Source organism: Amorphus coralli DSM 19760 (assembly GCF_000374525.1).
Lineage (GTDB): Bacteria > Pseudomonadota > Alphaproteobacteria > Rhizobiales > Amorphaceae > Amorphus > Amorphus coralli.
The window spans coordinates 143608-169473 of sequence record NZ_KB894576.1 but is presented as its reverse complement, the minus strand read 5'-3'; the positions used below and the strand labels follow the sequence as shown (position 1 = coordinate 169473).

21 protein-coding genes are annotated in these 25866 nt (G+C 65.3%); 7 read left to right on the top strand and 14 right to left on the bottom strand.

Features of this window, described 5'->3' with window-relative positions; all coding sequences use genetic code 11:
* Window positions 1-49: 49 nt before the first annotated feature.
* Entirely contained in the window at window positions 50-1813 is a 1764-nt protein-coding gene (locus C507_RS21900) for a monovalent cation:proton antiporter-2 (CPA2) family protein (protein WP_018701045.1), read from the bottom strand.
* 280 nt (window positions 1814-2093) lie between these two features.
* Here C507_RS21900 and C507_RS0117615 point away from each other — a divergent pair, with 280 nt between their 5' ends.
* On the top strand, window positions 2094-3554 hold the full coding sequence (locus C507_RS0117615) for a TrkH family potassium uptake protein (RefSeq protein WP_018701044.1): 1461 nt from the start codon (window positions 2094-2096) through the stop codon (window positions 3552-3554).
* A 43-nt stretch (window positions 3555-3597) separates the two neighbouring features.
* Here the strand turns inward: C507_RS0117615 and C507_RS0117610 are convergent, their stop codons facing one another.
* The gene (locus C507_RS0117610; protein ID WP_018701043.1) at window positions 3598-4035 is read right to left on the bottom strand and encodes a baeRF12 domain-containing protein; all 438 of its coding nucleotides are present in this window, start codon (window positions 4033-4035) and stop codon (window positions 3598-3600) included.
* 513 nt (window positions 4036-4548) lie between these two features.
* Between C507_RS0117610 and C507_RS0117605 the strand changes: the two genes are divergently transcribed.
* Window positions 4549-6246 carry an ABC transporter permease gene (locus C507_RS0117605; RefSeq protein WP_018701042.1) on the top strand — a complete coding sequence of 566 codons (1698 nt, stop codon included), beginning with the start codon at window positions 4549-4551 and terminating at the stop codon, window positions 6244-6246.
* 33 nt (window positions 6247-6279) lie between these two features.
* On the opposite strand, the gene C507_RS0117600 is transcribed toward C507_RS0117605, so the two are convergent.
* The gene (locus C507_RS0117600; protein ID WP_018701041.1) at window positions 6280-7302 is read right to left on the bottom strand and encodes an extracellular solute-binding protein; all 1023 of its coding nucleotides are present in this window, start codon (window positions 7300-7302) and stop codon (window positions 6280-6282) included.
* Window positions 7303-7432: 130 nt separating this feature from the next.
* A complete protein-coding gene (locus C507_RS22885; protein ID WP_083923655.1) occupies window positions 7433-7711 on the bottom strand; it encodes a (2Fe-2S)-binding protein in 279 nt (92 codons plus the stop codon).
* Window positions 7712-8079: 368 nt separating this feature from the next.
* Here C507_RS22885 and C507_RS0117595 point away from each other — a divergent pair, with 368 nt between their 5' ends.
* The 3 genes from C507_RS0117595 to C507_RS21895 all read left to right on the top strand — a co-directional run bounded on the left by C507_RS0117595 (window position 8080) and on the right by C507_RS21895 (window position 12546).
* Complete coding sequence (locus tag C507_RS0117595; protein WP_018701040.1) at window positions 8080-9273, top strand: bactofilin family protein; 1194 nt, start codon at window positions 8080-8082, stop codon at window positions 9271-9273.
* Window positions 9274-9469: 196 nt separating this feature from the next.
* Window positions 9470-11593, top strand: a complete 2124-nt coding sequence (gene katE / locus C507_RS0117590) for a catalase (RefSeq protein ID WP_018701039.1) — start codon at window positions 9470-9472, stop codon at window positions 11591-11593.
* A gap of 284 nt (window positions 11594-11877) precedes the next feature.
* Window positions 11878-12546, top strand: coding sequence for a Crp/Fnr family transcriptional regulator (locus tag C507_RS21895; RefSeq protein ID WP_018701038.1), 669 nt, complete (start codon window positions 11878-11880; stop codon window positions 12544-12546).
* A 9-nt stretch (window positions 12547-12555) separates the two neighbouring features.
* Here the strand turns inward: C507_RS21895 and C507_RS0117580 are convergent, their stop codons facing one another.
* Both C507_RS0117580 and C507_RS23510 read right to left on the bottom strand, forming a co-directional pair.
* Entirely contained in the window at window positions 12556-13452 is an 897-nt protein-coding gene (locus tag C507_RS0117580) for a sigma-70 family RNA polymerase sigma factor (protein ID WP_018701037.1), read from the bottom strand.
* A gap of 8 nt (window positions 13453-13460) precedes the next feature.
* Window positions 13461-13928 (bottom strand): carboxymuconolactone decarboxylase family protein, encoded by a 468-nt coding sequence (locus C507_RS23510; RefSeq protein WP_018701036.1) that lies wholly within the window; start codon window positions 13926-13928, stop codon window positions 13461-13463.
* Between the two features lie 104 nt (window positions 13929-14032).
* Between C507_RS23510 and C507_RS0117570 the strand changes: the two genes are divergently transcribed.
* Window positions 14033-14875: a beta-keto acid cleavage family enzyme gene (locus C507_RS0117570; RefSeq protein ID WP_018701035.1), complete on the top strand. Its 843-nt coding sequence runs from the start codon at window positions 14033-14035 to the stop codon at window positions 14873-14875.
* A gap of 68 nt (window positions 14876-14943) precedes the next feature.
* On the opposite strand, the gene C507_RS0117565 is transcribed toward C507_RS0117570, so the two are convergent.
* The 5 genes from C507_RS0117565 to mnmE all read right to left on the bottom strand — a co-directional run bounded on the left by C507_RS0117565 (window position 14944) and on the right by mnmE (window position 20602).
* On the bottom strand, window positions 14944-15819 hold the full coding sequence (locus tag C507_RS0117565) for a ParB/RepB/Spo0J family partition protein (RefSeq protein WP_018701034.1): 876 nt from the start codon (window positions 15817-15819) through the stop codon (window positions 14944-14946).
* Between the two features lie 32 nt (window positions 15820-15851).
* A complete protein-coding gene (locus tag C507_RS0117560; RefSeq protein WP_026319210.1) occupies window positions 15852-16694 on the bottom strand; it encodes a ParA family protein in 843 nt (280 codons plus the stop codon).
* Window positions 16691-17359, bottom strand: coding sequence for a 16S rRNA (guanine(527)-N(7))-methyltransferase RsmG (gene rsmG, locus C507_RS0117555; RefSeq protein WP_018701032.1), 669 nt, complete (start codon window positions 17357-17359; stop codon window positions 16691-16693). The genes C507_RS0117560 and rsmG overlap by 4 nt, the downstream gene beginning before the upstream one ends.
* Window positions 17356-19221, bottom strand: a complete 1866-nt coding sequence (gene mnmG, locus C507_RS0117550) for a tRNA uridine-5-carboxymethylaminomethyl(34) synthesis enzyme MnmG (protein ID WP_018701031.1) — start codon at window positions 19219-19221, stop codon at window positions 17356-17358. The genes rsmG and mnmG overlap by 4 nt, the downstream gene beginning before the upstream one ends.
* Window positions 19222-19288: 67 nt before the next feature.
* On the bottom strand, window positions 19289-20602 hold the full coding sequence (mnmE, locus tag C507_RS0117545) for a tRNA uridine-5-carboxymethylaminomethyl(34) synthesis GTPase MnmE (RefSeq protein WP_018701030.1): 1314 nt from the start codon (window positions 20600-20602) through the stop codon (window positions 19289-19291).
* A gap of 92 nt (window positions 20603-20694) precedes the next feature.
* Between mnmE and C507_RS0117540 the strand changes: the two genes are divergently transcribed.
* Window positions 20695-22698: a thioredoxin domain-containing protein gene (locus C507_RS0117540; protein WP_018701029.1), complete on the top strand. Its 2004-nt coding sequence runs from the start codon at window positions 20695-20697 to the stop codon at window positions 22696-22698.
* 102 nt (window positions 22699-22800) lie between these two features.
* Here the strand turns inward: C507_RS0117540 and rho are convergent, their stop codons facing one another.
* From rho to hemE, 3 genes are all read right to left on the bottom strand, one after another.
* A complete protein-coding gene (rho, locus tag C507_RS0117535) occupies window positions 22801-24066 on the bottom strand; it encodes a transcription termination factor Rho (RefSeq protein WP_018701028.1) in 1266 nt (421 codons plus the stop codon).
* Between the two features lie 208 nt (window positions 24067-24274).
* Window positions 24275-24706 (bottom strand): protoporphyrinogen oxidase HemJ, encoded by a 432-nt coding sequence (hemJ, locus tag C507_RS0117530; RefSeq protein WP_018701027.1) that lies wholly within the window; start codon window positions 24704-24706, stop codon window positions 24275-24277.
* 24 nt (window positions 24707-24730) lie between these two features.
* Complete coding sequence (hemE, locus tag C507_RS0117525) at window positions 24731-25777, bottom strand: uroporphyrinogen decarboxylase (protein ID WP_018701026.1); 1047 nt, start codon at window positions 25775-25777, stop codon at window positions 24731-24733.
* Between the last annotated feature and the right edge of the window lie 89 nt (window positions 25778-25866).

The following is a 25866-nucleotide window of genomic DNA, read 5'->3' as shown; positions in this document are numbered from 1 at the left end:
GTTGCCGCTTCGGACGCGGTTGGCCCGCCATCCGGGCAACCTGCCAGACTCAGGCGCTGGTCCGCGATGCTCCGCGGAAGCCGTCCAGCGCGGCGCGCTCGCGATCGCGCAGATCACCGATGGCCATCCGGGCGGCGTCCTGCGGCAGGCCGAGACCGCGCAGCATCACCTCGCCGAGATGCAACGATGCCTCGACGGTTTCCGGGATCACCTCGTCGGCGCCGAGCGCGAACAGCCGTTCGGCGTGCGCCCGGTCCCGCGCCCGCGCAATGATCGGCACCTTGTGGCCGTCGCGACGCACCGCGCGCACGATGTTCTCTGCCGCTTTGGGGTCGTCCATGGTGACCACCACCGCCGACGCGTTCTCTATGCCGGCGCGTTTCAGCACGTCCACCCGGCTCGTGTCGCCGAAATAGACCGGTAGTCCGGACCGCCGCAGCGAGGCCACCGCGGGGCCGTTCACGTCGAGGGCGACATAGGGGGCCTTCTGGTGGTCGAGGACCTCGCCGAGAAGCTGGCCGACCCGCCCGAAGCCGGCAATGATGACGTGGTCCTCGATCTCGGCACCCTCGTCCAGGCGGCCGAGCTGACCCTTGAGACTGCGCGCATCGAGCCGCTTGCCGAGATCTTCGGCGAAGGGCACGAGCATCGGCGTGACCGCCATGCTGGCACCCGCAACCACGACAAGAAGGGCCGAGATGTCGCGTGGAATGACGCCCAGCACGGTCGCCGCGCCGAGCCCGACGAGGGCGAACTCGCCCACCTGTCCCAGAAGCAGGCCGGTCTCCACCGCGATCGGAACCGGCTGGCGGGTCGCCAGACCGATACCGATGAGCAACACGGCCTTGAGCACGAAGATTCCAACGGTGAGCGCAAGGATCGTCAGCGGGTTCGCCGCGACGAAGGCCGGATCGATCGTCATGCCGACCGAAACGAAAAAGAGGCCGAGAAACAGACCCTTGAAGGGTTCGATGTCCGCTTCGATCTGATGCCGGAATTCCGTATCGGAAAAGACCAGGCCGGCCAGGAAGGCACCCAGCGCCATGGACAGTCCGGCAAAGGAGGTGGCGGTGGCCGTGCCGAGGATGATCAGCAGCGCGGCTGCAGTGAAGACCTCCCGGTTGCGGCTGGCGCCGACGAAGCGCAGGAAGGGCCGCACCACGATCCGTCCCGCGCCGAGGATCACCGCGATGGCGGCGGCAGCCTCCAGCATGGCAATCAGAAGGTCGAGCAGCAGGCCGTCCTGATCGCGCGCGCCGAGCGCACCGATCACGAACAAGATTGGCACCACGGCCAGATCCTGAAATAGAAGCACGGAGAAGGCGGCGCGCCCAGGCGGCGATGCGAGCCGCCGCCGCTCCACGAGCAGTTCGGTGACAATGGCTGTGGAGGACAACGCCAGGCAGGCACCGATGGCAATCGAGGCCGGACCGCCCAGACCGATGGCGCGGGAGAGCGCCCAGACCACCGCGCCCGTGACGACGACCTGAAGCGCGCCGAAGCCGAATACCATGCGCCGCATCGCCCACAGCCGCTGCAGCGACAGCTCGAGGCCGATCATGAAGAGCAGGAAAACGACGCCGAGTTCGGCGAGATGGGCTACCCCTTCCACGTCCGGGATCGTCGCGTACTGCAGCCAGGGCACGGCGTCGGCGAAGCGGCCGATGCCGAACGGCCCGATAAGGATGCCGGCAACCAGGAAGCCGAGGATCGGGCTGATCTTGAGCCGCTGGAAGAGCGGAACCACCACGCCCGCGGTCACGAGGAAAACGACCACTTCCCGCAGGAACGGGACCTCGCTTCCATGCTCCATCGCTTCTCGCCCTCCTTCATTCGCCACCCAACCTAGCAATACGCGCGCCATGCCGTCAGGGGCAGAGGCCCACTCCTCGCACATCTTCGCGACGCCTGCGCGGCGAACCTGCGGGTCCATCGCGGCGGTTGTCCCTTACCCGGCGATCCGCTAATGCTGGCGGCGACGAATGCCGCAGCGCCGCAATCAGCGATCCGGCGGCGTCCGCCGGCCGCGCGCGGCCAGATCCCGCCTGGCCCGGACCCGTGTCCGGGCGGGCCTCAGTGACGGCCGAGGGCCGATGCAGGCGCTCCAGTACCTTCGTCCCAGTCTCTATATCGCGAGCTTTTTCGCCCTTCACGTCGCCGTGGCGATGTTGATACCGGCGTTCGTCGACATCGCGGATGGCAACGACGACTGGGTCGTGTTCATGGGATCTAGCATCGGCGTGTTCGCCGTGTCGCTGTTGGGCATCGTGTCGATGCGCCAGCCACTGCCGACCTTCTCCCCGCGTTTCGGCTTCCTGCTCACCACAATTCTCTGGTCGGTGACGGCGGTCGTCGCCGCATTGCCTTTCTGGCTCTCGCCACTGCAGATCACGCCGGCGGAAGGCTTCTTCGAGGCCATGTCTGGCCTGACCAGTACCGGTTCGACCGTGCTGACAGGCCTGGACACCATGCCGCGCGGGATCCTGATCTGGCGCTCCATGCTGCAATGGCTCGGCGGCATCGGTATCGTCGCGATCGGACTGTTCCTCTTTCCGTTCCTGCGGGTCGGCGGGATGCAGTTCTTCCGTACCGAATCCTCAGACCGCTCCGACAAGGCGGTGCCCCGGATGGTCAATCTCACGGCTGCTCTGGTGGCCTTTTATGCGGTGCTGACCGCCGCCTGCGCGCTGGTCTACGCGGCCCTGGGCATGGATCCGTTCGACGCCGTCAACCACGCGATGACCACCGTCGCAACGGGCGGCTTCTCCACTCACGATTCGTCGTTCGGCTACTACGGGGACAATCTCGGGCTGATCTGGGCGGCGATCGTCTTCATGCTCGCGGGCGCCCTGCCCTTCGTCCTCTACGTGGAATTCGTGCTGCGTGGCCGACTGTCGCTGCTGCGCGACGTCCAGGTCCGCTACTACACCATGGGCATCGCCGTCGTTTCGATGCTCCTGGCCGTCTGGGTCTTCGCGAACTCCGAACTCAGCTTCCTGCAGTCGCTGTCGCGAGCCACCTTCAACGTGGTCTCCATCATCACCACGACGGGCTTCGCTTCGGAAGACTACAGCCTGTGGGGCACGTTCGCCGTTGGCCTCTTCTTCCTGCTCACCTTCATCGGAGGCTGCTCCGGCTCCACCTCGGGCGGCATCAAGGTCTATCGCCTTGTCATTATCTGGCACGCCTTCCGACGCGCGCTGTCCCGCCTGGTCTATCCCAACGCCGTCATTCCGCTGCGCTACGGCGAACGCCACGTGGATCCGGACGTGTTCGATTCCGTCGTTACCTTCCTGGTGGCCTTCTTCGGCATTCTCGCGGTGATGACGCTGGTTCTCTGCGCGCTCGGTCTCGACTTCATGACCTCGCTGACCGGCGTCGTCACGGCGCTGTCCAATGTCGGCCCGGGGCTCGGCCAGATCATCGGCCCTGCCGGCACGTTCGAGACCCTGAACGAGGCGGCAACCTGGATCCTGGCGTTCTTGATGCTGATCGGCCGCCTGGAGATCATGACGGCGATCGTGCTCATCTCGCCGGCGTTCTGGCGCGACTGACCATGGCCACGGCGCGGAGGGAAAAGCCTCCGCGCACAGCCGGTCAGTTCGCCTGGATGATCTTCTCGATCTCGTCGATCGGGTGGTTCGTCAGGTCCTTGGCCAGGTCTGCGATCACGCTCGCTTCCACCTCCTTGTGAAGGGCCGAGCGGATCTCGCCGAGAACCTTTGGCGCCGCGACGATCACCAGCTTCGCGTGCGGCTTGTTGTGTACCAGCTTCTGCAGTCGCTCCGCGAGATGGTGGGCGAAGCGTTCCTTTTCCAGCTCATGCCAATCGGTATCCGCCACCGCGCTGCGCCCGGGCCCGGCATCGTTGAAGCGGCCGGGCTTGTCGGTTCCCTGCTCGCGCGTCGGTGGATTGTCGATCTCCTCGTGATCGACCACGCGCAGATCGATCAACTCCTCGTCGCCGCCGTTGCGCAGGAACAGGGCGCGCTCACCATCGGCAACCACGATCTTGGCGTCGTTCGGGACCTTCATCTCACTCTCCTCGGTTGATCGCGGCATTGGGAGATGCCGCCACCCCAATCACTCGTCCAGACCTCGCCGCACCCGGCGGCGAGCGGCAAGGGCTTTGCGTTATCGCCTGCCACCGCTCGAAGTTCCTTGCCTTGGATCATCTTTTTCCTTCGACAGGCGCGGTGGAGGGCTGCTTGTCCGGCACCGAGCACGCCGGCGCGAGGGAGGCGGGCCGGCAGCGCCGGATCAGCGAACAGGATCACGGCCGATTCAAAGCCTTCTCTTTTTAATTATTCCAGTAACAGACTGTGGCGTTTGGCTTTTCAGCGCCACGCTACCCGGCTATGAAGCGCTTTCGGCTGGCGTCCGGATTTCTGGCGGGCCGACCCGAAGGGCCTCTTCCTCGTTGCCGAGGTCCAGTCCGGCTCCCGTGCGCCTGCGGAGAGCGCGCGCCCGATCGGTATCCGCAGTGTCCAATTCCCTGTTCCCAATCCCGTCGACCGCATCCCATGGCCCCGCCCTCAGAGGCCCGCGATGACCGACGTGGCGGACCCCAATCCGGCTGCCATCGCCTGGCCGGAGCCGGTTGCCGTGCCACGCCGAAAGGCCGGCTGGCTCGCGTGGGTGGCGCTGAGCGTCTCGCTGGTCCTGCTGTCGCCGATCATTGCCGTGGTGGCAGCAGCGTTCGGGGCGGGAAGCGGAACCTGGGCCCATCTGGCCGCGACGGTCCTGCCCCTCTACGTCATCAACACGGTGGTGCTGGTTGTTGCGGTGACGGTCGGCGTATTCGTCATCGGAACCGGAACGGCGTGGCTCGTGACCATGTGCCGATTTCCCGGCAAGCGCGTGCTGGAATGGGCCCTGATCCTGCCCTTCGCCGCACCGGCCTACGTAATCGCCTACGCCTACACTGACTTCCTTCAGCATCCCGGTCCGGTGCAGACCTGGCTGCGCGCCCTTACCGGCTGGGGGCCGCGGGACTACTGGTTCCCGGAAATCCGATCCCTTGAAGGCGCCGCCGTGGTGTTCACGCTGGTGCTCTACCCCTACGTCTACCTGCTGGCACGCGCCGCCTTCCTGCAGCAGTCGGCCTGCACCCTCGAGGTCGCACGAACGCTCGGCCGGACTCCTTGGACGGCGTTCTTCAGGGTGGCGTTGCCGATGGCACGGCCCGCAATTGCCGTCGGCGTGTCGCTGGCCCTGATGGAGACGCTCGCCGACTTCGGAACCGTTGCCCACTTCGGGGTGCAGACCTTCACCACCGGTATCTACCGGGCCTGGTTCTCGATGGGGGACCGGGTGGCCGCCGCGCAGCTGTCGCTGTCACTCGTCGGCGTGGTGCTCGTCATCCTGCTCACGGAACGCATGCAGCGTGGGGGACGGGGCTTCGACAGCGGCCGCCGCTTCGACACCCTGCCTGAATATCGGCTGGAAGGGACCCGCGCTTGGCTGGCGACGGCTGCGTGTTTCCTGCCGATTGCGCTCGGCTTTCTGCTGCCGCTGATCATCCTCGGGCGCCTGAGCTACCTCAACGCCCATGCGTTGTTCGGCGAGCGCTATCTGACGCTGATCCTGAACTCGTTCACGCTTGCCGGATGCGGAGCGTTCGCGACCGTTCTCGTCGGCCTCGTCCTGGCTTACGCGGCGCGCAGCCGCCCGGGGATCCAGTCGACCATCGCCAACCGACTGGTATCGCTCGGCTACGCCATGCCGGGCTCGATCATCGCGGTTGGCCTCCTGATCCCGCTCACCACCTTCGACAACGCGCTGGATGCATGGATGCGCGCAACGCTCGGCATATCCACCGGCCTGCTCCTTACAGGCACCATCGCAGCGCTTGTGTTCGCCTATATGGTCCGCTTCATGGCTGTGGCGCTGAACACGCTCGAAGCCAGTCTCGGGAAGATCACCCTGTCCATCGACGAGGCCGCCCGGACGCTGGGAGCAGGCACGGGCCGGCTCCTGTTCCGTGTGCACTTGCCGCTGATATCCGGAGGCGTTCTGACGGCCGCGCTGATCGTCTTCGTCGACATTCTCAAGGAGCTGCCGGCCACGCTGATCATGCGGCCGTTCAACTTCGACACGCTGGCGATCCAGGCCTACCGGCTGGCGTCAGACGAGCGCCTCGCCGAAGCCTCGACCCCATCCTTGGTCATTATGGCGGTCGGGCTGCTGCCGGTCTTGCTGCTCAGTCGCCAGATTGCCAGGACCCGCCCCGGCTCCGGCAGCTGACCGGCTGCAAAGGCGGGGTCGGCCGGAAAGGCCTTACTTGTAGCCGACCCGGTCGTAGATTTCCTGGGCGAGCGCCTGGTTTTCGCCGAGCCTGGCCAGGTTCATGGTGTCTTCCCTAAAGCGGCCGAGATCGGCGACCGGGCCCGCTTCCTCCACATCGCCCACGACGGGGAACTCGAAATTGCCGGCGGCGAAATAGCGCTGCGCGTCGGGCGTCGCGAGATAGTCCAGGAACTTGATCGCGGTGTCGGGGTGAGGGGCGTTCACCGCCATGCCCGCACCGGAGATGTTGACGTGGGTGCCGGTGGTGTCCTGGTTCGGGAACACCCAGCCGATCTGATCAGTCTGTCCGGTAAGGCCCGGAACGTCCTCGGCCACGCCCCGCACGAAATAGTAGTGGTTGGACAGCACAACGTCGCATTCGCCGGAGACGATCGCGCGCAGCTGGTCGGTGTCCCCACCCTGGGGATCCCGGGCGCGGTTGTCCCACACGGACTGCGCCCAGGCCTCGGCGGCGTCCTCGCCTTCGTTCTCGATGATCGAGGCCAGCAGCGACAGCATGTAGATGTTGGAGCTGGACCGGGTGCAGACCCGATCTTTGAACCGCGGATCGGCCAGGTCGGCATAGGTCTGCGGCGGTTCGCTGACATCCGCCTTATCGTAGAAGATGATCCGGGCGCGCTTGGAGTAGCCGGTCCATTGGCCGTCGGGATGGCGGACGTGCTCCGGCACCCGCGAGACCACATATTCAGAGGCCGCCGGCTGCAGCAGTCCCGCCTCCTCGGCGCGCCACAGTCGGCCGGCATCGGTGGCGATGAAGACGTCGGCCGGGCTGTTCCGCCCCTCGCTCTTCATGCGCGCAATGAGAACGTCGGCGCTGTCCTCGATCCGGTTCACCTTGATGCCGGTGGCCTTCTCGAAGCCCGCATAGAGCTGCTCGTCGTTGTCATAGTGGCGTGAGGAATAGATGTTGACCACGTCGGTGGCGAGGGCGGATCCGCCCAGGCCAACCGCGACGGCTGCAGCGAGGACAAGGGTGCGCGGATTGGGCGACATAGCCAGGCTCCTACTCAAACCGGTTCAGCCTCCCGGCCTCTTGCTAAGCGGGAAGCACATTCATCGATGCGATTGATGTCTGTGAGCATGACTGCCCGGGCGGCAGACGGCCGCACCCGGGATCGGTCGATCAGGCCGCGACGACGTCGGCCCCCGGCTTCGCCTCAGCGTGATGGCAGGACCAACACTGCGAACCGGGGCACTGACAGCACTGGCCATCGCCGGCGGTGTCGTGCCGCTTCGCGTGTTCGGTCGCGTGACAGAGGCACGTCCCGCATTTGGGACGAACGCCCAGCGCCCGATAAAGCTCACCAACCGTGATCGGCCCGTAGGGACGCACGGCGCGCACCCGGTCCACCGCTTCGCGGATGTCACCGTCCGACAGGGCATTGCACGAGCAAACGATCATCGACGCCTCAGAGACAAGGACGGACCGCCCTGAAGGCAGGCCGCTCAACTCAGCGACAAAAAACACACTCTGGGGCTGACCCGTCAAGAAAAAAGAAGCAACGTCAATTTAGAACAACTCGGAACTACAGAAGCCGAAACCCTCAGACCTTAAATTATACTTATTCCAAAGAAGCCGGTCCTATGCGGGTCCATCGCCTCCAATGCTAGGGAGATGGGCCCGCCGCCCGTCGAAGGCAAGCCAAGGGGCATCGCCGGCTCCAGCCCATCCAGGCTTGCCCCGCGATCCGGAAACTTGATCTCGCGCCCCCGACCGGAGCAGGATCGAGCGCGGCCGAAATGGCAGCATTGGGTGGGGAGACGCCGAGCATGGCCGGAACACGGACTGCGCTGCGCTTGCGGCGCCTCATCGCGGAAATCCTGCTGCCAGCGGCGGCCTTGGTTGCCTGCCTCACGCTCGCAGCGCCCGGCGCCGCCCAGACCCTTCCCGACAATCCGCTGGCGGAACGCGAGTCGGTCGTCCTGTCTGCCGACCGCAACGACATGCAGTTCCTTGCCGGCAAAGCCGTAACCATCACGGCGACCGTGCCCGACGACGTCTTCGCGGCCGGTCGGAGCGTCACGTTCACGCAAGCGCAAGTCGGGACAGCCATCGTCGCCGGAGGCGAAATCACGGTGAACGGCGGCAGCATCGCCGACCTCATCGCCGCAGCCGCCTCGCTGACTATCGACGGGCGCATCGAGGACGACGTGATGGCGGCTGGCCGCGACGTCCTTATTGCGCCAGACGGTCTCGTCGAGGGCGACGCACGGCTGGCTGCCGAGCGGATCACCGTACGCGGCCAGGTCAGTAGAAGCCTGCGCGCGGCGGCGCGAACATTTACCCTCGAAGGATCGGTCGACGGCAAGGTGGATCTGGTGGCGGAAAGCATCGTCATCGGCCCGAATGCCCGCATCGGTGGCGACCTGGTCTACCGCAGCGGCCAGGAACCCCAGATCGCCGAGGGCGCCGTCATCGAGGGCGAGGTCCGACGACTGGAACTGCATCTGCCGAACTTGCGGCGGATCGTGTTCGCGCTGATCGGCATCGGCATCTTCCTCGCGCTGTCCTGGCTGACCGCGATCATCGTCCTGCTTTTGGCCGTGCAGATCGCCTTTCCTGGCTTCGGGATTTCCGCGGCTACGCGTGCGGTGGCCAAGCCACTCTCCAACTTCGCCCGTGGCCTGGCGCAGCTGCTTGTCGCCAGCGTCCTGGCGGTTGCGGCGATCGTATCCGTCGTGGGCATGCCCATCGGCTTTGCTGTCCTGACGGTTCTAGCCCTTGGAAAGCTGTTCGCGCTCGCGGCCGGCTCTCTCGCCATCGGGCTTGGCGTCCGCCGGCTGATGCGCAGCGGCGATCCCGGCGGCGCCAGCCAGGTCGGGTGGCTGATCGCCGGCTTCTTCGTACTTCTTGCCGTCTTCTTCGTGCCATGGATCGGCGGTCTAGCCGTTGCCCTGGTCCTCACCACGGCTTTCGGAGCCGTTTCGGCAGAAGTCTGGGACCGCCTGCGCCGGGAGCCCTGAGAGGGCAGCGATCAACCCAGCGATTCGTTTCAGCTTCGCAATCGTCCAAGCCTGGAGTTTGAACAAAACCAGCCTTCATCCGGAACCTTCGCTTCGTCCTCCGTGTTCCAGCGAGACCCGGGTCCGCGCCGACGAGCGGCTGCCGACACCGGCTTGCAATCCGACAGGCACGACGCAGACGAGGCGAGGTTCTCCCATGGCCGGACACCGCAACAGCGAACGAACCGAGGCAACCTTCTCCGACGAGAAGGTTCTCGTGGGCACCGGTGGCGAGGTCCACCAGGTCGCCGGCGGCGACGTCCCGCCGCTGACCACGCAGCAGGGCACTCCCGTGTCCGACGACCAGAATTCCCTCAGGGCCGGCACGCGTGGTCCGACCCTGATGGAGGATCAGCACTTCCGCGAGAAGATCTTCCATTTCGACCACGAGCGCATTCCCGAGCGGGTGGTGCACGCTCGGGGCTTCGGTGCCCATGGCTTCTTCGAGACTTACGAATCGCTGTCCGACATCACCAGCGCCGACATCTTCCAGCGCGCCGGCGAGAAGACCGAGGCCTTCGTCCGCTTCTCCACGGTCGCCGGCAACAAGGGCTCGGCCGACCTGGCCCGCGACGTGCGCGGCTTCGCGGTGAAGCTCTACACCAAGGAAGGCAACTGGGACATCGTCGGCAACAACATCCCGGTCTTCTTCATCCAGGATGCGATCAAGTTCCCGGACCTGATTCATGCAGCCAAGCAGGAGCCCGATCGCGGCTTCCCGCAAGCCCAGACCGCGCATGACAATTTCTGGGACTTCATGTCCCTCATGCCGGAGGCCATGAACATGGTCATGTGGATCATGTCCGACCGGACGATCCCGCGATCGTTCCGCTTCATGGAGGGCTTCGGCGTCCACACCTTCCGGATGGTCAATGCCGAGGGCAAGTCGACTTTCGTCAAGTTTCACTGGAAGCCCAAGCAGGGCCTGCAGTCGGTCGTCTGGAACGAGGCGCTCAAGCTGAACGGTGCCGATCCCGACTTCCACCGCCGCGATCTCTGGGACGCCATCCAGATGGGCGACTATCCCGAATGGGAACTCGGCCTGCAGCTCTTCGACGAGGAGTTCGCGGACAATTTCGATTTCGACGTGCTCGATGCGACCAAGATCATTCCGGAAGAGATCGTGCCGATCCGCGTGGTCGGCCGCCTCGTTCTCGATCGCTGCGTCGACAACTTCTTCGCCGAGACCGAGCAGGTCGCCTTCATGACCGGCAACATCGTGCCCGGCATCGACTTTACGAACGATCCGCTCTTGCAGGGGCGCAACTTCTCCTATCTCGACACCCAGCTGAAGCGTCTCGGCGGCCCGAACTTCACCCACCTGCCCATCAACGCGCCGCGGTGCCCGTTCCACCACTTCCAGCAGGACGGCCACATGGCGATGACCAACCCGAAGGGACGGGCCAACTACGAGCCCAATTCCTGGGGTGGCGAGGCCGGTGGCCCGCGCGAGACGGCAAAGGGCCTGTCAGCCCATCCCGAGGCCATCGACGGCGAAAAGGGACGGGTAAGGTCCGAGCGGTTTTCCGACCATTACAGCCAGGCGCGCCAGTTCTACATCTCCCAGACGGAGATCGAGCAGACCCATATCGCGGCGGCGCTCACCTTCGAGCTGTCGAAGGTCGAAACGCCGGCGATCCGAGCTCGCGTGGTGTCGCACCTTCTCAACATCGACGAGGAACTCGCGCACAAGGTGGCCAAGGGTCTCCGGCTGAAGGACATGCCGAAGCCGGCCGACGCCGCACGGCCCGCCAAGACGGACCTGGAAGCCTCGCCGAAGCTGTCCATCATCCTCAACGGGCCGGAGAGCTTCGCCGGCCGGAAGGTCGGCTGCCTGGTCACCGACGGGACCGATATCGCCACGGTGAAAGCGCTCAAGTCGGCGCTGGAGGCAGAAGGCGCGCTCATCGAGTTCGTCGCTCCGATGGTCGGAGGTGTCGAGGCCAGCGACGGGACCTGGATCGAGGCAAAGCAGAAGATCAACGGCGGGCCGTCGGTGCTCTATGACGCCGTCGCGATCCTCCCGGGGGCCGACGGCGTCGACACGCTGGCCAACGAGGCGACCGCCAAGGACTTCGTCAACGACGCGTTCGCCCATGCGAAGTTTATCGCCTATTCCGAGCCTGCGATGACGCTGTTCGAGAAGGCCGGCGTAACGGCCGACATGGACGATGGCTTCGTGGCGCTGAAGACAGAAGCGGACGCGAAATCGTTCGTGGAGGCGTGCCGCGCGCTGCGCTTCTGGGAGCGCGAACCGAAGGTGCATGCCGCCTGGGCCTGAGCCCCTTCCCGCATGGTCGACAAGCAGGCCCGTGTCCCACACGGGCCTGTTTTCGTTCCCCTAGGTGCTGGTCCTCCCCGGTGATGTATTGGCGGGACTACCTCATCTGATGGCCGCTCCATCTACATCTGCCTTTTGCTCCGGTGTATGTCACAAGTCCCGATCTTGCCATCAACTCGCCGCTTTCCGGACCAACGGGAACGAAAGCACGGGAATCATGTTGTCTTTGCTGAGACAGCATGAAATGAGCAAGGCAAGACGGTGCAGCGGCACCGGATCGATGGATGGATACTTTAAGGGAAGAGACCTTCACTGCGGTTCACAGGACGCAGGAAACAAGAGCGTGCTTTGCGGCGGCCGGCACGCCGCTGTTCAGGGAAGGAGCCCCTGCGTTCGGGCCACTGATCGTGCTGGAAGGTTGGGCCTTTCGCTACAAGTCGCTGGCCGATGGGCGGCGACAGATCCTCGGCTACTTTCTCCCCGGCGATATCATCGGGTTTCAGAGCGTCCTCTTTCCCGTGCTTGATCACGGCGTCGAGGCACTGACGGCCGTTCGCTACAGCGCCGTATCACTCGGTCGTCTGCTCTCCGAGGGCTTCTTCGGCGACTCCCACAATCCGGTCACCGCGCTGGCTAGATTTGCCGCCGCCCAGGAGCGCGATCACGACGAACAGATGTTGACCCTCGGGCGCCGTTCGGCGTTGGAGCGCCTGGCCTTTGTCGTTTTGACTCTCAGTCAGCGTGTGCGCGCCCTGGGCCTTGCCCGCGACAACAGGATCGAGTTCCCGCTTACCCAGCAGCATCTGGCCGATACGCTTGGTCTCTCGCTCGTGCACACCAACAAGACACTTAGGCGCCTTACGGATAGTGATTGCATCGCCTGGAAGGGGCGAATTCTCTCGGTTCGCGACAGCGCCCGGCTGGCCGAGATCGCCGGCCTGTCGGCAGCCTGACCGACCTCATCACTGTCGAACGGTGTCGGGCACAAGCGGCGTCAGATGGGCGAGCTTGTCCGGATTGCGCGTGACATAGATTGCGGTGATCCGCCCCGCGTCCATTTCCAGCGCGAAGGTCTGCATCGTTCCGTCGGCTTCCACGCTGAGGAGGGCCGGCAGACCGTTGAGTTCCAGCCTGTGTGCAAAACGTGGCAGGTCCGCCCCGGCCTTCTGCCGGATTCCCACCAGAAAGCGAACGATCTTCTCGCCGCCGGTAACCACATTCAACGCGGCAACCTTTCGGCCGCCGCCGTCCGTGTGAAGCATTGCGGTCTCGGCCAGCAGACGACCAAGAGCGGCGCTGTCGCCCGACCGCGCGGCAGCGAAGAACGCATCGGCAATCGCGTCATGCTCGCGCGGCTCCACGGCAAACCGCTGGTCGTTGCCACGCACATGCGCCCGCGCACGGCTGGCCAGTTGCCGGCAGGCAGCTGGCGATCGATCGAGGATGATCGCCACCTCATCGAACTGGACGTCGAACACGTCGTGCAGGAGGAATGCGGCCCGCTCAAGCGGCGAAAGGCGTTCCAGGGCAAGCAACAGCGCGTAGGAGATGTCGGCCGCCACATCGTCCCTGGCCCAGTCCACCGCATCTGCACCCGTGATCACCGGCTCGGGAAGCCACGGCCCCACATAGGTCTCCCGCCTGCGACGGGCCTCCTTGAGCCGGTCGAGACAGAGCCGCGTAACGATCCGGGCAAGGTAGGCACCCGGATCGTCAACGTCTGTACGCGCCGCCCCGTGCCAACGCAGATAGGCATCCTGGACGACATCCTCCGCCTCGGCCACGGAGCCGAGCATGCGATAGGCGATCGCCGCAAGCCGGCGACGATGCGGTTCAAATCCATCGGCGGTGCCGTCCATCGCCCCTCTCAACTCGCGAGAGCCGTGTCGTTCGCGCCCACCGGATGCACGGCCCGGAAGCCAATGGCAATCCGGTTCCAGACATTGATCACTCCGATCAGCAAGGTGAGGTTGGCGCGCTCCGCTGGCGAGAAGGCAGCGACCACGAGATCGTAGTCGGCGTCGGGCGCGCCTGTCTCCGAGACAAGGGTCAGTGCCTCCGTCCACGCCAGGGCGGCGCGTTCCCGGTCGCTGTAGAGCGGCGACTCGCGCCATGCCGACAGCAGGTACAGTCGCGCCTCGGTTTCCCCGGCGGCTCGCGCATCAGCGGTATGCATGTGAATGCAGTAAGCACAGCCGTTGATCTGGGACGCTCGGGTCTTCACCAGTTCAATCAGGCTCTTTTCCAGCCCGCACCCCTGGAGGAAGCGTTCAAGGCCCAGCATGGCCTTCAGGCCCTCCGGGGAGGCGGACGCATAGTCGAGACGACTTTCCATCGTTGAGTCTCCAATGGTCATTCGGTTCGGTCGATGCCATCAAGACGAGACAGGGTCCGCCAATGTGACATGGCGGACAAAAGAAATGGACGGGGAGTGGAGCGATGAGCGGGAACGGATCGGGTGCCGCGGGGCCGGTGACCATAGCGGTCGCGCCGAATGGCGGCCGAAAGACCAAGGCCGACCATCCAGCCGTGCCGCTGAGCGCTGCGGAGATCGCCGAAACGGCTGCCGCCTGCCGGGAGGCAGGGGCGGCGATGATCCACGTTCACGTTCGGGATCAAGAGGGGGGACACCTTCTGGATGCGGACGCCTATGGCGCGGTCACCAAGGCCATCCGGGCATCCGTCGGCACCGAGATGGTCGTCCAGATCACCACGGAAGCCGTCGGGCTCTACGGACCCGAGGAGCAGATGGCCGTCGTCCGCGCCGTACGTCCCGAGGCCGTCTCCCTGGCCCTGCGCGAACTGGTCCCCGACGCGGCGAGCGAAGCCGCCTTCTCCCGGTTTCTCGGCTTTCTCAAAAAGGAAGCCATCATGCCGCAAATCATCCTGTACGCCCCGGACGAGGCGGACCGGCTGGCGGATCTGATGGCCCGGGGCGTCATCCCCGCGAGCGAGGTACCGGTACTCTACGTTCTGGGTCGCTACACCGCTGGTCAGCGATCCGACCCCGCAGACCTGTTGCCGTTCCTCGCACCGCAACGGGCGCACTACGCGCACTGGAGCGTCTGTGCCTTCGGGCCGCGCGAGACGGCCTGTGCCGCAGCGGCCGCCTATCTCGGCGGCCATGTCCGGGTTGGCTTCGAGAACAACACGTCGCTGCCGGACGGATCCGCTGCTCCGGATAACGCGGCACTCGTTGCCGCGACGCGCACCGCGCTCATGGCCGGCGGGCTTCACCCTTCGTCAGCGGATGATCTGCGCTCCAGCTGGCAGTTTGCCTGAAACAGACGTTGTTTGGCGCCTAATAAAGGTGGAGGCCTGACATTTAGGCGGCAACGAAACCGGCGTGCCTAGTCGGCTTCCAGCCGCCGGATCACCTCGTCGAGCTGCTCCAGCGTCCGATAGCGGACCTTCAGCTCGCCGGCGCCCGATGCCCGGTGCGTGATGGTCACCGTCAGCCCAAGGGCGGACGAGAGGCGTCGTTCCAGAGCCCTGGTGTCGGCATCCTTGGCGGTCTCGCGTGCGGCCGCCGAGACCGCGGCACGCACCTTTTCCGAGGCCAGCCGCTCCGCATCGCGAACCGACAGCCCCTGCTTCACGATCCGGTCGGCAAGCCCCTCCGGATCATCGGCCGTGAGGAGGGCCCGGGCATGCCCAGCCGAGAGCGCCCCTTCGACCACGTAGCTGCGGACCTTCGGAGAAAGCTTCAACAGCCGGAGCGTATTGGCAACGTGGCTTCGGCTTTTACCGATCACAGAACCGAGTTGTGACTGGTTGTAGGAAAAATCACCCATCAACCTTTCGTAGCCCTCGGCCTCTTCGATCGCGTTCAGATCGGAGCGCTGGACGTTTTCGATGATGGCGAGTTCGAGCGCCTCCCGGTCGTCGGCGTCGCGCACCACCACCGGGACCTCGTGCAGCCCCGCCTTCTGGGAGGCCCGCCAGCGCCGCTCGCCGGCGATGATTTCGTAGACTTCGTCGGACCCGGGCTGGCGCCGCACCAGGATGGGCTGGACCACACCCCGATCCTTGATCGAAGCGGCAAGATCGGTGAGATCGGCCTCGTCGAAGGTCTTGCGCGGATTGCGCGGGTTGCGAACGATCAGGTCGATGGGCACACGGCGCAGGCCGCGCGTGTCTTCCTCGGTGACCCGCTCGGGCTCCACATCGCCGAGCAGCGCGGCCAGGCCGCGTCCAAGACGCTTCTTCTGGGGATCGTCAACCATATCCGTCACTCCGAGCGGCGGGAAAGCCGCGCCTACGCCGGGGCCCGCGCACCGGCCCGGATCTGCTTCTCGCGCTGGATCACTTCCGAAGCGAGGCGCAGATAGGCCTGGCTGCCCGCACACTTCAGATCATAGAGGAGCGCCGGCTTGCCGTGCGAGGGGGCTTCCGACAGGCGCACATTGCGCGGGATGACCGTCTCGTAGACCACGTCGCCCATGGTATCGCGCACGTCCTGCACCACCTGGTTGGCCAGGTTGTTGCGCGCGTCGTACATGGTCAGAACGATGCCGTGGATCGACAGCTCAGTGTTCAGCCCCGCCTTGACCTGCTCGACGGTGCGCAGCAGCTGACTCAGGCCTTCCAGAGCGAAAAATTCGCACTGGAGCGGCACGACGACGGCATGCGAGGCCGCCATGGCGTTGATGGTCAGAAGCGTCAGCGACGGAGGACAGTCGGCCAGCACATAGGTGAACGGGCCGGCCCGCTCGTCGCCGGCGTCGACCGCGTCGGCCAGCCCGAAGATTGCCGTCCTGAGCCGCTGCGCGCGGTCCGCCTCGGTGCCGATCTCCAGATCGAGACCGAGAAGGTCCATGGTCGACGGTGCGATGGAAAGGCGTGGCACCGCCGTCCGCGTAATGACCTCCGGCAGTTCGGCCTCGCCCACCAGCACGTCGTAGACCGATTTCGCGCGGGCCTTGCGGTCGATCCCCAGGCCGGTCGAGGCGTTGCCCTGCGGATCGAGATCGACGATGAGGACATCTTCGCCGATGGCCGCCAGCGCGGTGCCGAGATTGATTGCCGTCGTCGTCTTGCCGACGCCGCCTTTCTGGTTGGCAACCGACAGCACGCGCGGAGTTCTCGGGAGTGCACTCATGAGCGGTTCCGGTCTGCCGACAAGGGGACGATACCGCCGATCTGGAGAATCCGGGCGGCGGGATCGGACAGGCTTTCGTGTTCTACCAGATCGAAAGCGAAACCGGTACGCGCTTCGGCGACCTCCGCCTCGAAATCCGCACCCTTGTGGAGAAGCGCCTGGGTGTGGGGCCGCATCAGCGGCTGCATGAGGGCCAGAAGCTTGGGCAGGCTGGCGAGGGCACGCGCGGTAACCACATCGAAAGCGGGTTCCAGACGCCCGGCCACATCCTCGATGCGCGCAGGATGCACCGTAACTGGAAGCCCAAGTTCCCGCGCCGCGGTGCGCAGGAAGGCCGATTTCCGGCCGTTCGCCTCCACCAGATGGATTGCTGCGCCGTCGGCTTCGGCAAGCGAGGTGGCCACCACAATGCCGGGAAAGCCCGCACCGCTTCCCAGATCGATCCACCGCCGGGCCTTTGGTGCCAACCGCACGATCTGCAGGCTGTCGAGAACATGCCGCTGCCAGACCGTGTCCAGCGTCGAGGGCGCGACTAGGTTCTTGATCCGCTGCCAGCGCACGAGGAGCGCGACCAGCGCCTCCAGCCGGGCCAGTGTTTCACGTGAAACATCGGGGAGGGCTTGCGTGACGATATCCGGCCCGTCGGGGCGCGCGCCACCCATCATGCCGCGCTGCGCCGGCCTGTGCGCCTGCTGTAGGCAGCAAGCAATGTCAGGGCTGCCGGCGTCATTCCATCGATCCGACCGGCCTGGCCAAGTGTCTCCGGCCGCACGCGCTCAAGCTTATCGCGCAGTTCAGCCGAAAGCCCGGGCAACGAGCCGAAATCGATGTCATCCGGGATCGTCCGGCTGTCGCTGTCCTTGAGGGCTTGGATATCGGCCGTCTGGCGATCGAGATAGGCGGCATAGGTGGCGTCCACCTCGAGGGATGCCAGGACCGGTGGTGTGATCTCCCGGATTTCGGGCCAAATCTCCGACAGGCGATCGATCGTGACGTCGGGAAACCGCAGCAGTTCGAACGCCGACCGGCGTCGGCCATCCTGGTTGACGCGGAAACCCGCAGACGCCGCCGCCGAAGAGGTGAGGGTGAGGCGGTCCAGCAGCGCCCGACCCGAAGCAAGCGAATCCCGGCGTGACTTATAGACAGCTGCACGCCGACTTCCGACTAGACCCAACGCCATCCCTTGCTCGGTGAGACGCAGATCGGCGTTGTCCGCGCGCAGGGAAAGACGGTACTCCGCACGCGAGGTAAACATCCGATAGGGCTCGCTGACCCCGCGAGTAACGAGGTCATCGATCATCACACCGAGATAGGCTTCCTCGCGTCCGATCACGGCACCATCCGTCCCGTCCGCCCGCCGTGCGGCATTGACGCCGGCCATCAGCCCCTGTGCCCCGGCTTCCTCATAACCCGTGGTGCCGTTGATCTGACCGGCGAGAAAAAGTCCCGTGACCCGCTTCGTCTCAAGCGTCGGGCGAAGTTCGGTCGGGTCGACATGGTCGTACTCGATCGCATAGCCGGGTTTCAGTACTTCGACGCTTTCCAGCCCCGGAATGGTTCGCAGAAAGGCGTGCTGAACATCTTCCGGCAGCGACGTCGAGATGCCGTTCGGATAGACGGTCGCATCCTCAAGCCCTTCCGGCTCCAGAAAGATCTGGTGGCCGTCGCGCTCGCCAAACCGGACGATCTTGTCCTCGATGGAGGGGCAGTAGCGCGGGCCGACGCTGTCGATGGAGCCCGAATACATCGCCGATTTCGCGAGATTGTCGCGAATGATGGCATGGGTCTCCGGCGTCGTCCGTGTGATATGGCAGCAGATCTGCGGCGTGGTTATCACGTCCGTCAGCGCTGAAAAGGGGACCGGCGGATCGTCGCCCGCCTGTTCCGCAAGCCTGTCCCAGCCGATCGTGCGGCCGTCAAGACGCGGCGGCGTACCGGTCTTGAGCCGGCCGAGGCGAAATCCGTGAGCAGCGAGGGCATGCGACAAGCCGGTGGACGGTACTTCTCCCAGCCGCCCGGCCGGGATCCGGCGGTCGCCGATATGGATCAGCCCGTTGAGAAAGGTTCCGGTCGTCAATACCACCGCGCCCGCGCCGAGCCGTCGCCCGTCGGCCAGAACGACAGCCGCGACCCGGCCGTCCACAATCTCGAGGTCGTGGGCTTCGCCCTCTACCACCGACAGACCGGACTGGTCGGCCAGAAGCGCACCCACCGCCTTGCGATAGAGCGCACGATCGGCCTGGGCCCGTGGCCCTTGGACGGCCGGGCCCTTGCGCCGGTTCAGAACCCGGAACTGGATGCCGGCAGCATCTGCCGCCCGACCCATGATGCCATCGAGCGCATCGATCTCGCGGACGAGGTGGCCCTTGCCAAGTCCGCCGATGGCGGGATTGCACGACATGGTGCCGACGGTGTCCACCGACAGCGTCAGCAACACCGTTCGCGCGCCCGCACGCGCGGCAGCCGCCGCGGCCTCGCAGCCGGCGTGCCCGCCCCCGATCACGATGACGTCGTAGGTGTCCGCCACGGCGGTCTTATCCCTGTCTTCCGAATGGCGGCTGATCTAGCGCAGCCGCGATCCATGGTCAAAGGCCTTACTTGCCGATGCAGAAGGTCGAGAAGATGGCGCCCAGCACCTCCTCTGCATCGATCCGGCCGGTCAGGCGACCAAATGCGACGGCCGCCCTGCGCAGGTGTTCCGCGCGTGCCTCCGTCGGCAGACCGTCCGCAAGCGCACTCCACAGCTCGCGTTCGGCGTCCATGAGCGCCACCCGGTGGCGTTCGCGGGTGATCAGGACATCCTCGCCACCACCCAGCTGGTCGGCCGCCAACTGCTCAAGCCTGATAAGAAGGGGAGAAAGGCCGTTGTCGGCGAGAACCGACACCATCATCTCCGGCGCCTCGTTGGCGTAGGGCGTACCAAGGTCCGATTTCGTGCCAACGACGATCAGCTCGGGATGGCCGGCAAATGTTTCACGTGAAACACACGCATCCCCTGGCGGCACGAGAAGCAGCACCACATCGGCGGCCGCAGCCCGCGCATGGGCGCGCCTGATCCCTTCGCTTTCAACCGGATCGTCGGTCTCCCGCAAGCCCGCAGTATCGAGCAGCCGCACCGGATAGCCACCAAGATCGAGATCGACCTCGAGAACGTCCCGGGTCGTGCCCGGGATTGAGGTGACGATGGCCACGTCCCTACGGGCGAGGGCGTTCAGGAGGCTCGACTTGCCGGCATTCGGCGGGCCGAGGATCGCCACCTCCAGGCCCCGCCGCAATCGCTCGCCACGATCGCCCCGTACCAGTTCGACGGCAATCTCGTCTGCTATACCCCCGATTTCCTCAAGCGCCGCGCGGTCTGCATCGTCCGGCACATCCTCCTCGTCGGAGAAGTCGAGCGTACTTTCCAGCCCGGCCTGCGCCCTGACCAGCCGTCCGCGCCATCGTTCCACCCGACCGCCGATGAACCCCCCCGATTGCCGCAGGGCCTGCCGCCGCTGCGCCTCCGTCTCCGCCGAGATCAGATCTCCAAGGCCTTCGACGGCCGCCAGATCCAGCCGACCGTTCAGAAAACCGCGCCTGGTAAACTCCCCCGGTTCAGCGAGGCGCGCATTCGGCCGTTTGGTCAGTACGCGCAGCAGCGCCCGCACCACCGCCGGGCCGCCATGGCAATGAAACTCGACGAGATCCTCTCCGGTCACCGTGTTCGGGCCCCGGAAACCGAGCAGCAAGCCGCGATCGATGGTCTCGCCCGACCCCGGGTCGCGGAACGGCCGCAGGCTCGCGCGCCGTGCCGGATCAGGCTCACCCGCCACTGCCCGGGCCAGATCCCACGCCACGGGGCCACTCGCCCGGACCACGGCAATACCCGCGGGAAGGGCCCCGGACGACAGCGCGACGACGGTGTCCATCGACCCGTTCATTTGGTTTCGCCTCTCCGAACACCTAGGTAGGGACCAAGGCCGCCCCGACGGTCCACCGCCGACAGACCCGCGAGGCGAGGATGAACGACAACCAGCTCAAACACGAGACCAGTCCCTATCTTCTGCAACATGCAGATAACCCCGTCGACTGGCGACCCTGGTCCGCGGCAGCCCTTGCGGAAGCCCAGCAAACCGGCAAACCGATCCTGCTCTCCGTCGGCTACGCCGCATGCCACTGGTGCCATGTCATGGCCCACGAAAGCTTCGAGGATTCCGACGTTGCCGCCGTGATGAACCGCAACTTCATCAACATCAAGGTCGATCGGGAGGAGCGGCCGGACATCGATCAGATCTACATGTCGGCGCTGCATGCAATCGGGGAGCAGGGCGGCTGGCCGCTCACCATGTTCCTGACGCCGGAAGGTGACCCCATTTGGGGCGGGACTTACTTCCCGAAAGAAGCAAAGTACGGCCGACCCGGCTTCATCCAGGTGCTGGAGGCCGTTGCCGAAACCTTCCGGACCGACCAGGCCACCATCACCGCCAACAGGGACGCGCTGCGCCAGCGTCTCGAGAGGCGCGCCGGGACCGGGCCGGCGTTGGTCCCCGAACTGCTGGACGAAGCCGTCAACCAGTTGTTTACCATCCTGGATCCCGTCAACGGCGGGACCCAGGGTGCCCCGAAGTTCCCGAACGCCATGCTGTTCGACATGCTCTGGCGCGGCTGGTGCCGGTCGGGCCGCACGGAGGTGCGCGATGCTGTCCTTCTCGCCCTGCGGCGCATTTCACAGGGCGGGATATACGACCACCTCGGTGGCGGCTATGCGCGCTACGCCGTCGACGACCGCTGGCTTGTCCCGCACTTCGAGAAGATGCTCTACGACAACGCGCTGCTGCTCGATCTCCTGGCGCGGGTCTATACGGCCACCGGCGACAGGCTGTTCGCCGATCGCGCCACAGAAACGGTCGGCTTCCTCCAGCGCGAGATGACCACGGACGAAGGCGCATTCGCCTCCAGCCTGGATGCGGATTCCGAAGGCGAGGAAGGCCGCTTCTATGTCTGGTCCAGCGAGGAGATCGCCGACATCCTGGGCGAGGATGCGGATGCGTTCGGCTCAATCTACGGCGTATCGCCGGGCGGCAACTGGGAAGGCCGGACGATCCTCAACCGTCTCGCCAGTCCGCAGCTGCTGGATAAAGCCACAGAAAGCAGGCTCGCCGACAATCGTGCCCGGCTTCTCCGCGCCCGCGCAGCACGGATACGCCCGGGTCGGGACGACAAGGTCCTCGCCGACTGGAACGGGCTCGCCATCACGGCCCTTGTCCGCGCGTCCATTGCCTTTGATCGCCCGGACTGGCTCGAACAAGCTCAGCAGACCTACCGATCCGTCTTGCATTCCATGGAGCGCAACGGCCGGCTTGGGCATTCCTACCGCGCCGGCCGTCTTGTTTTCCCCGGCCTGGCGACAGACCATGCCGCCCTCTCGCGCGCAGCGTTGGCGCTTCATGCCGCGACCGGCGACCCGGACTTCCTCGCCGATGCAGAGCGTTTCCTTGCGGCGCTCGACGCCCATCACTGGAACGAGCAGGAGGGCGGATACTTCTGGACCGCCGATGACGCCGAGGCCCTGATCCTGCGACCGACGAGCCCGGCGGACGAGGCCGTTCCGAACGCGAACGGCCTCGCCGTGGATGCCCTTGTCGAACTGTGGATGCGAACCGGCAAGACCAGCTACCGGGACCGGGCCGACGCGGTCCTCAAAGCCCACTCGGGCGCCATGGTGCAGAACGTTTTCGCCACTGCCAGCCTCTTTAACGGCTTCGACTCCCGCATCCGACCCCGAACGGTCGTCATCGTCGCCCCCGAGGGGACCGACCCGTCCGATCTGGCTAACGCGGCCCGGTCAACCGCCGACCCGGCGGTATTCGTCTCCGTTCTGTCCACCACCGCCGACCTTGCAAGCGATCATCCCGCGTCGGGCAAGCAGGCGCAGTCCGGTAAACCCACGGCCTTCGTCTGCACGGCCACCGAATGCTCGTTGCCCGTGACCGATCCTGCCGCGCTCACCGACAAGCTCCTGTAACCGTACGGGTCTGTTTCCGGTCCCCGGACTGCACCGCAAACGAAAACGCCCGCCGAGCGATCGGCGGGCGTTTTCTCTTTTCGATCAGTCGCTTGCGGACGATCAAGTATTCATGGAATCGAAGAAGTCGCTGTTGCTCTTGGTCTGGCGCAGCTTGTCCAGGAGGAACTCCATCGCGTCGACCGTGCCCATCGGGTTGAGGATACGGCGCAGCACGAAGGTCTTCTTGAGCTTGTCGGCCGGAACCAGCAGCTCTTCCTTGCGGGTGCCGGAGCGCGTGACGTCCAGCGCCGGGAAGACGCGCTTGTCAGAGATCTTGCGATCCAGGATGATCTCGGAGTTACCCGTGCCCTTGAATTCCTCGAAGATCACCTCGTCCATGCGGCTGCCGGTGTCGATCAGCGCCGTGGCGATGATGGTCAGCGAGCCGCCTTCCTCGATGTTTCGCGCCGCGCCGAAGAAGCGCTTGGGGCGCTGCAGGGCGTTGGCGTCGACACCGCCGGTCAGAACCTTGCCGGAAGACGGCACCACGGTGTTGTAGGCGCGGCCCAAGCGGGTGATGGAATCCAGAAGGATCACCACGTCGCGGCCATGCTCGACCAGGCGCTTCGCCTTCTCGATGACCATTTCCGCGACCTGGACATGGCGCGCTGCCGGTTCGTCGAAGGTGGACGACACCACCTCGCCGTTCACCGAGCGCTGCATATCGGTCACTTCTTCCGGGCGCTCATCGATCAGGAGGACGATCAGGTAACACTCTGGGTGATTGGACGTGATCGAGTGGGCGATATTCTGCAGAAGAACCGTCTTGCCGGTGCGCGGCGGCGCCACGATCAGTGCGCGCTGACCCTTGCCAAGCGGCGCCACCAGGTCGATCACCCGCGACGACATGTCCTTCGAGGTCGGCACCTCGAGCTCCATGTTGAAGCGCTGGTCCGGGTAGAGCGGCGTCAGGTTGTCGAAATGGATCTTGTGCCGGGCCTGTTCGGGCTCGGCGAAGTTGATCGTGTTGACCTTCAGGAGCGCAAAATAGCGCTCGCCTTCCTTCGGGCTGCGGATCTGACCTTCGACGGTGTCGCCGGTGCGCAGCGAGAAGCGGCGGATCTGGGACGGCGACACATAGATGTCGTCCGGTCCCGGCAGGTAATTGGCGTCCGGGGAGCGCAGAAAGCCGAAGCCATCCTGCAGCACTTCAACCACGCCTTCGCCGATGATGTCGACTTCGCTCGCCGCAAGCTGCTTGAGAATGGCGAACATAAGTTCCTGTTTGCGAAGTGTGCTGGCGTTCTCGACTTCCAGCTCTTCAGCAAACGCAATGAGATCTGGCGGAGATTTAGACTTGAGCTCTTGAAGCTTCATCTCCCGCATGGGGCATTCCTTAAAGTTCAGCCGCCCGGGGCAGCCGAGTGAACATGAGATGGAGGGTGAGTGCAGATTTGGCGAGCGGGGGATTGCTTAGAAGCGAGTCCGCTGACGCAGCCGAGCCGATGCCCGGATGCAGGTCTGCATGTTCGGAGACACCTACTAATAGTCCCTTCGGACCCGCGCTTCAAGGGCACAGGCGCCGGTTCCGGCGCTAAAACGGCTTCAGCACCACCAAGATCACGATCAGGATCAGGGCGACGGCCGGGATCTCGTTGACTATGCGGAAGAAGCGGCCAGACCGTGTGTTGCGATCTTCCGCGAAGGCTCTGACCCAACCGGCGTTCATTCCGTGCATCGCGGACAGTCCGAGAACCAGCAGCAGCTTGGCGTGCAGCCAGCCGGAAACCCAGGCATCCGCAACCGTCGCGAGCGCGATCCCGAACACCCAGGTGGCGATCATCGCGGGCGTCATGATCCCGCGCAGGAGCCGCCGCTCCATGACCTTGAAGGTCTCCGACTTGTCGGAACCGGGTGCTGCATCGGCGTGGTAGACCATCAGCCGCGGCAAGTAGAGGAAAGCAGCCATCCAGGAAATGACCGCCAGGATGTGCCCGACCTTCAGCCAGAGATATGCGCTTGCCATGTGCGTCCGACCGCCTTCCTGCCGCTAGATCGCGCCGCCGCGCACCCGTGCCACCATGCGTTCGACATGCGCGATCGGCGTTTCCGGCACGATACCGTGGCCCAGGTTGAATACGAAGGGTCCGCCTCCGAACCCGGACAGGATCGCATCCACACCCTCGTCGAGGGCCGCTCCACCCGCCACCAGCCGCATCGGATCGAGATTTCCCTGGATGCAGATCCGCTGTTGGATGGCGCGCGCGGCGTCCCCGTCCACCGACCAGTCCAACGAGACGGCATCGGGCCGCACCGCATCAACGAACCCGGACAGCCGGCTGCCCGCATTGCGCGGAAAGGCGATGATCGGCACGCCCGGCCGGGCTGCGCGGACATTGGCGACGATGCGGGCGTTGGGATCAACCGACCAGCGGGGAAAGGCAAGCCCGTCAAGGGTTCCCGCCCAGCTGTCGAAGATCTGCACCGCGTCGCACCCGGCGTCGATCTGGGCCACGAGGTGGGCGGACACGGCCTCCACGAGGCAGTCGACGAGCTTCCCGAACCCGTCCGGATCCCCGAAAGAGGCGCGTCGGGCGGGCGCCTGGTCGGGCGTCGTCCGGCCCGCGACCATGTAGGTCGCCAGCGTCCAGGGCGCGCCGGCAAAGCCGATCAGCGACGTTTCGTCAGGGAGCGCGGCCCGGGTCAGCCGGATCGCCTCGTAGACGGGTGCAAGATGATCCTCGAGCCTGGAACGGTCGAGGTCTCCGACCGCTTCCAACGGCAGCGGATCCAGTCGCGGCCCCACCCCTTCCTCAAAGCGAACGGCCTGGCCGAGGGCATCGGGGATCATGAGGATGTCGGAGAAGATGATGGCCGCATCGAACCCGAAGCGCCGGATCGGCTGCAGGGTTGCCTCACAGGCGAGCTTCGGCGAATAGCAGAAATCGAGGAAGCTCGGGGCGGTGCTGCGGATCTCCTTGTATTCAGGGAGATAGCGCCCCGCCTGCCGCATCATCCAGATGGGAGGATGGTCCTGCCGCTCGCCCTTCAGCGTACGCTGAAAGCGGGTGGGCAGTCGGTCGGTCGGCTCGTCCACCACAGGCTCCCTCTCTAAATAGAGAATTCTAGAATCTAGATTTGATGATTCTATTAGTCGGTCGAACAACCGTGGATTCACCGGTCGTC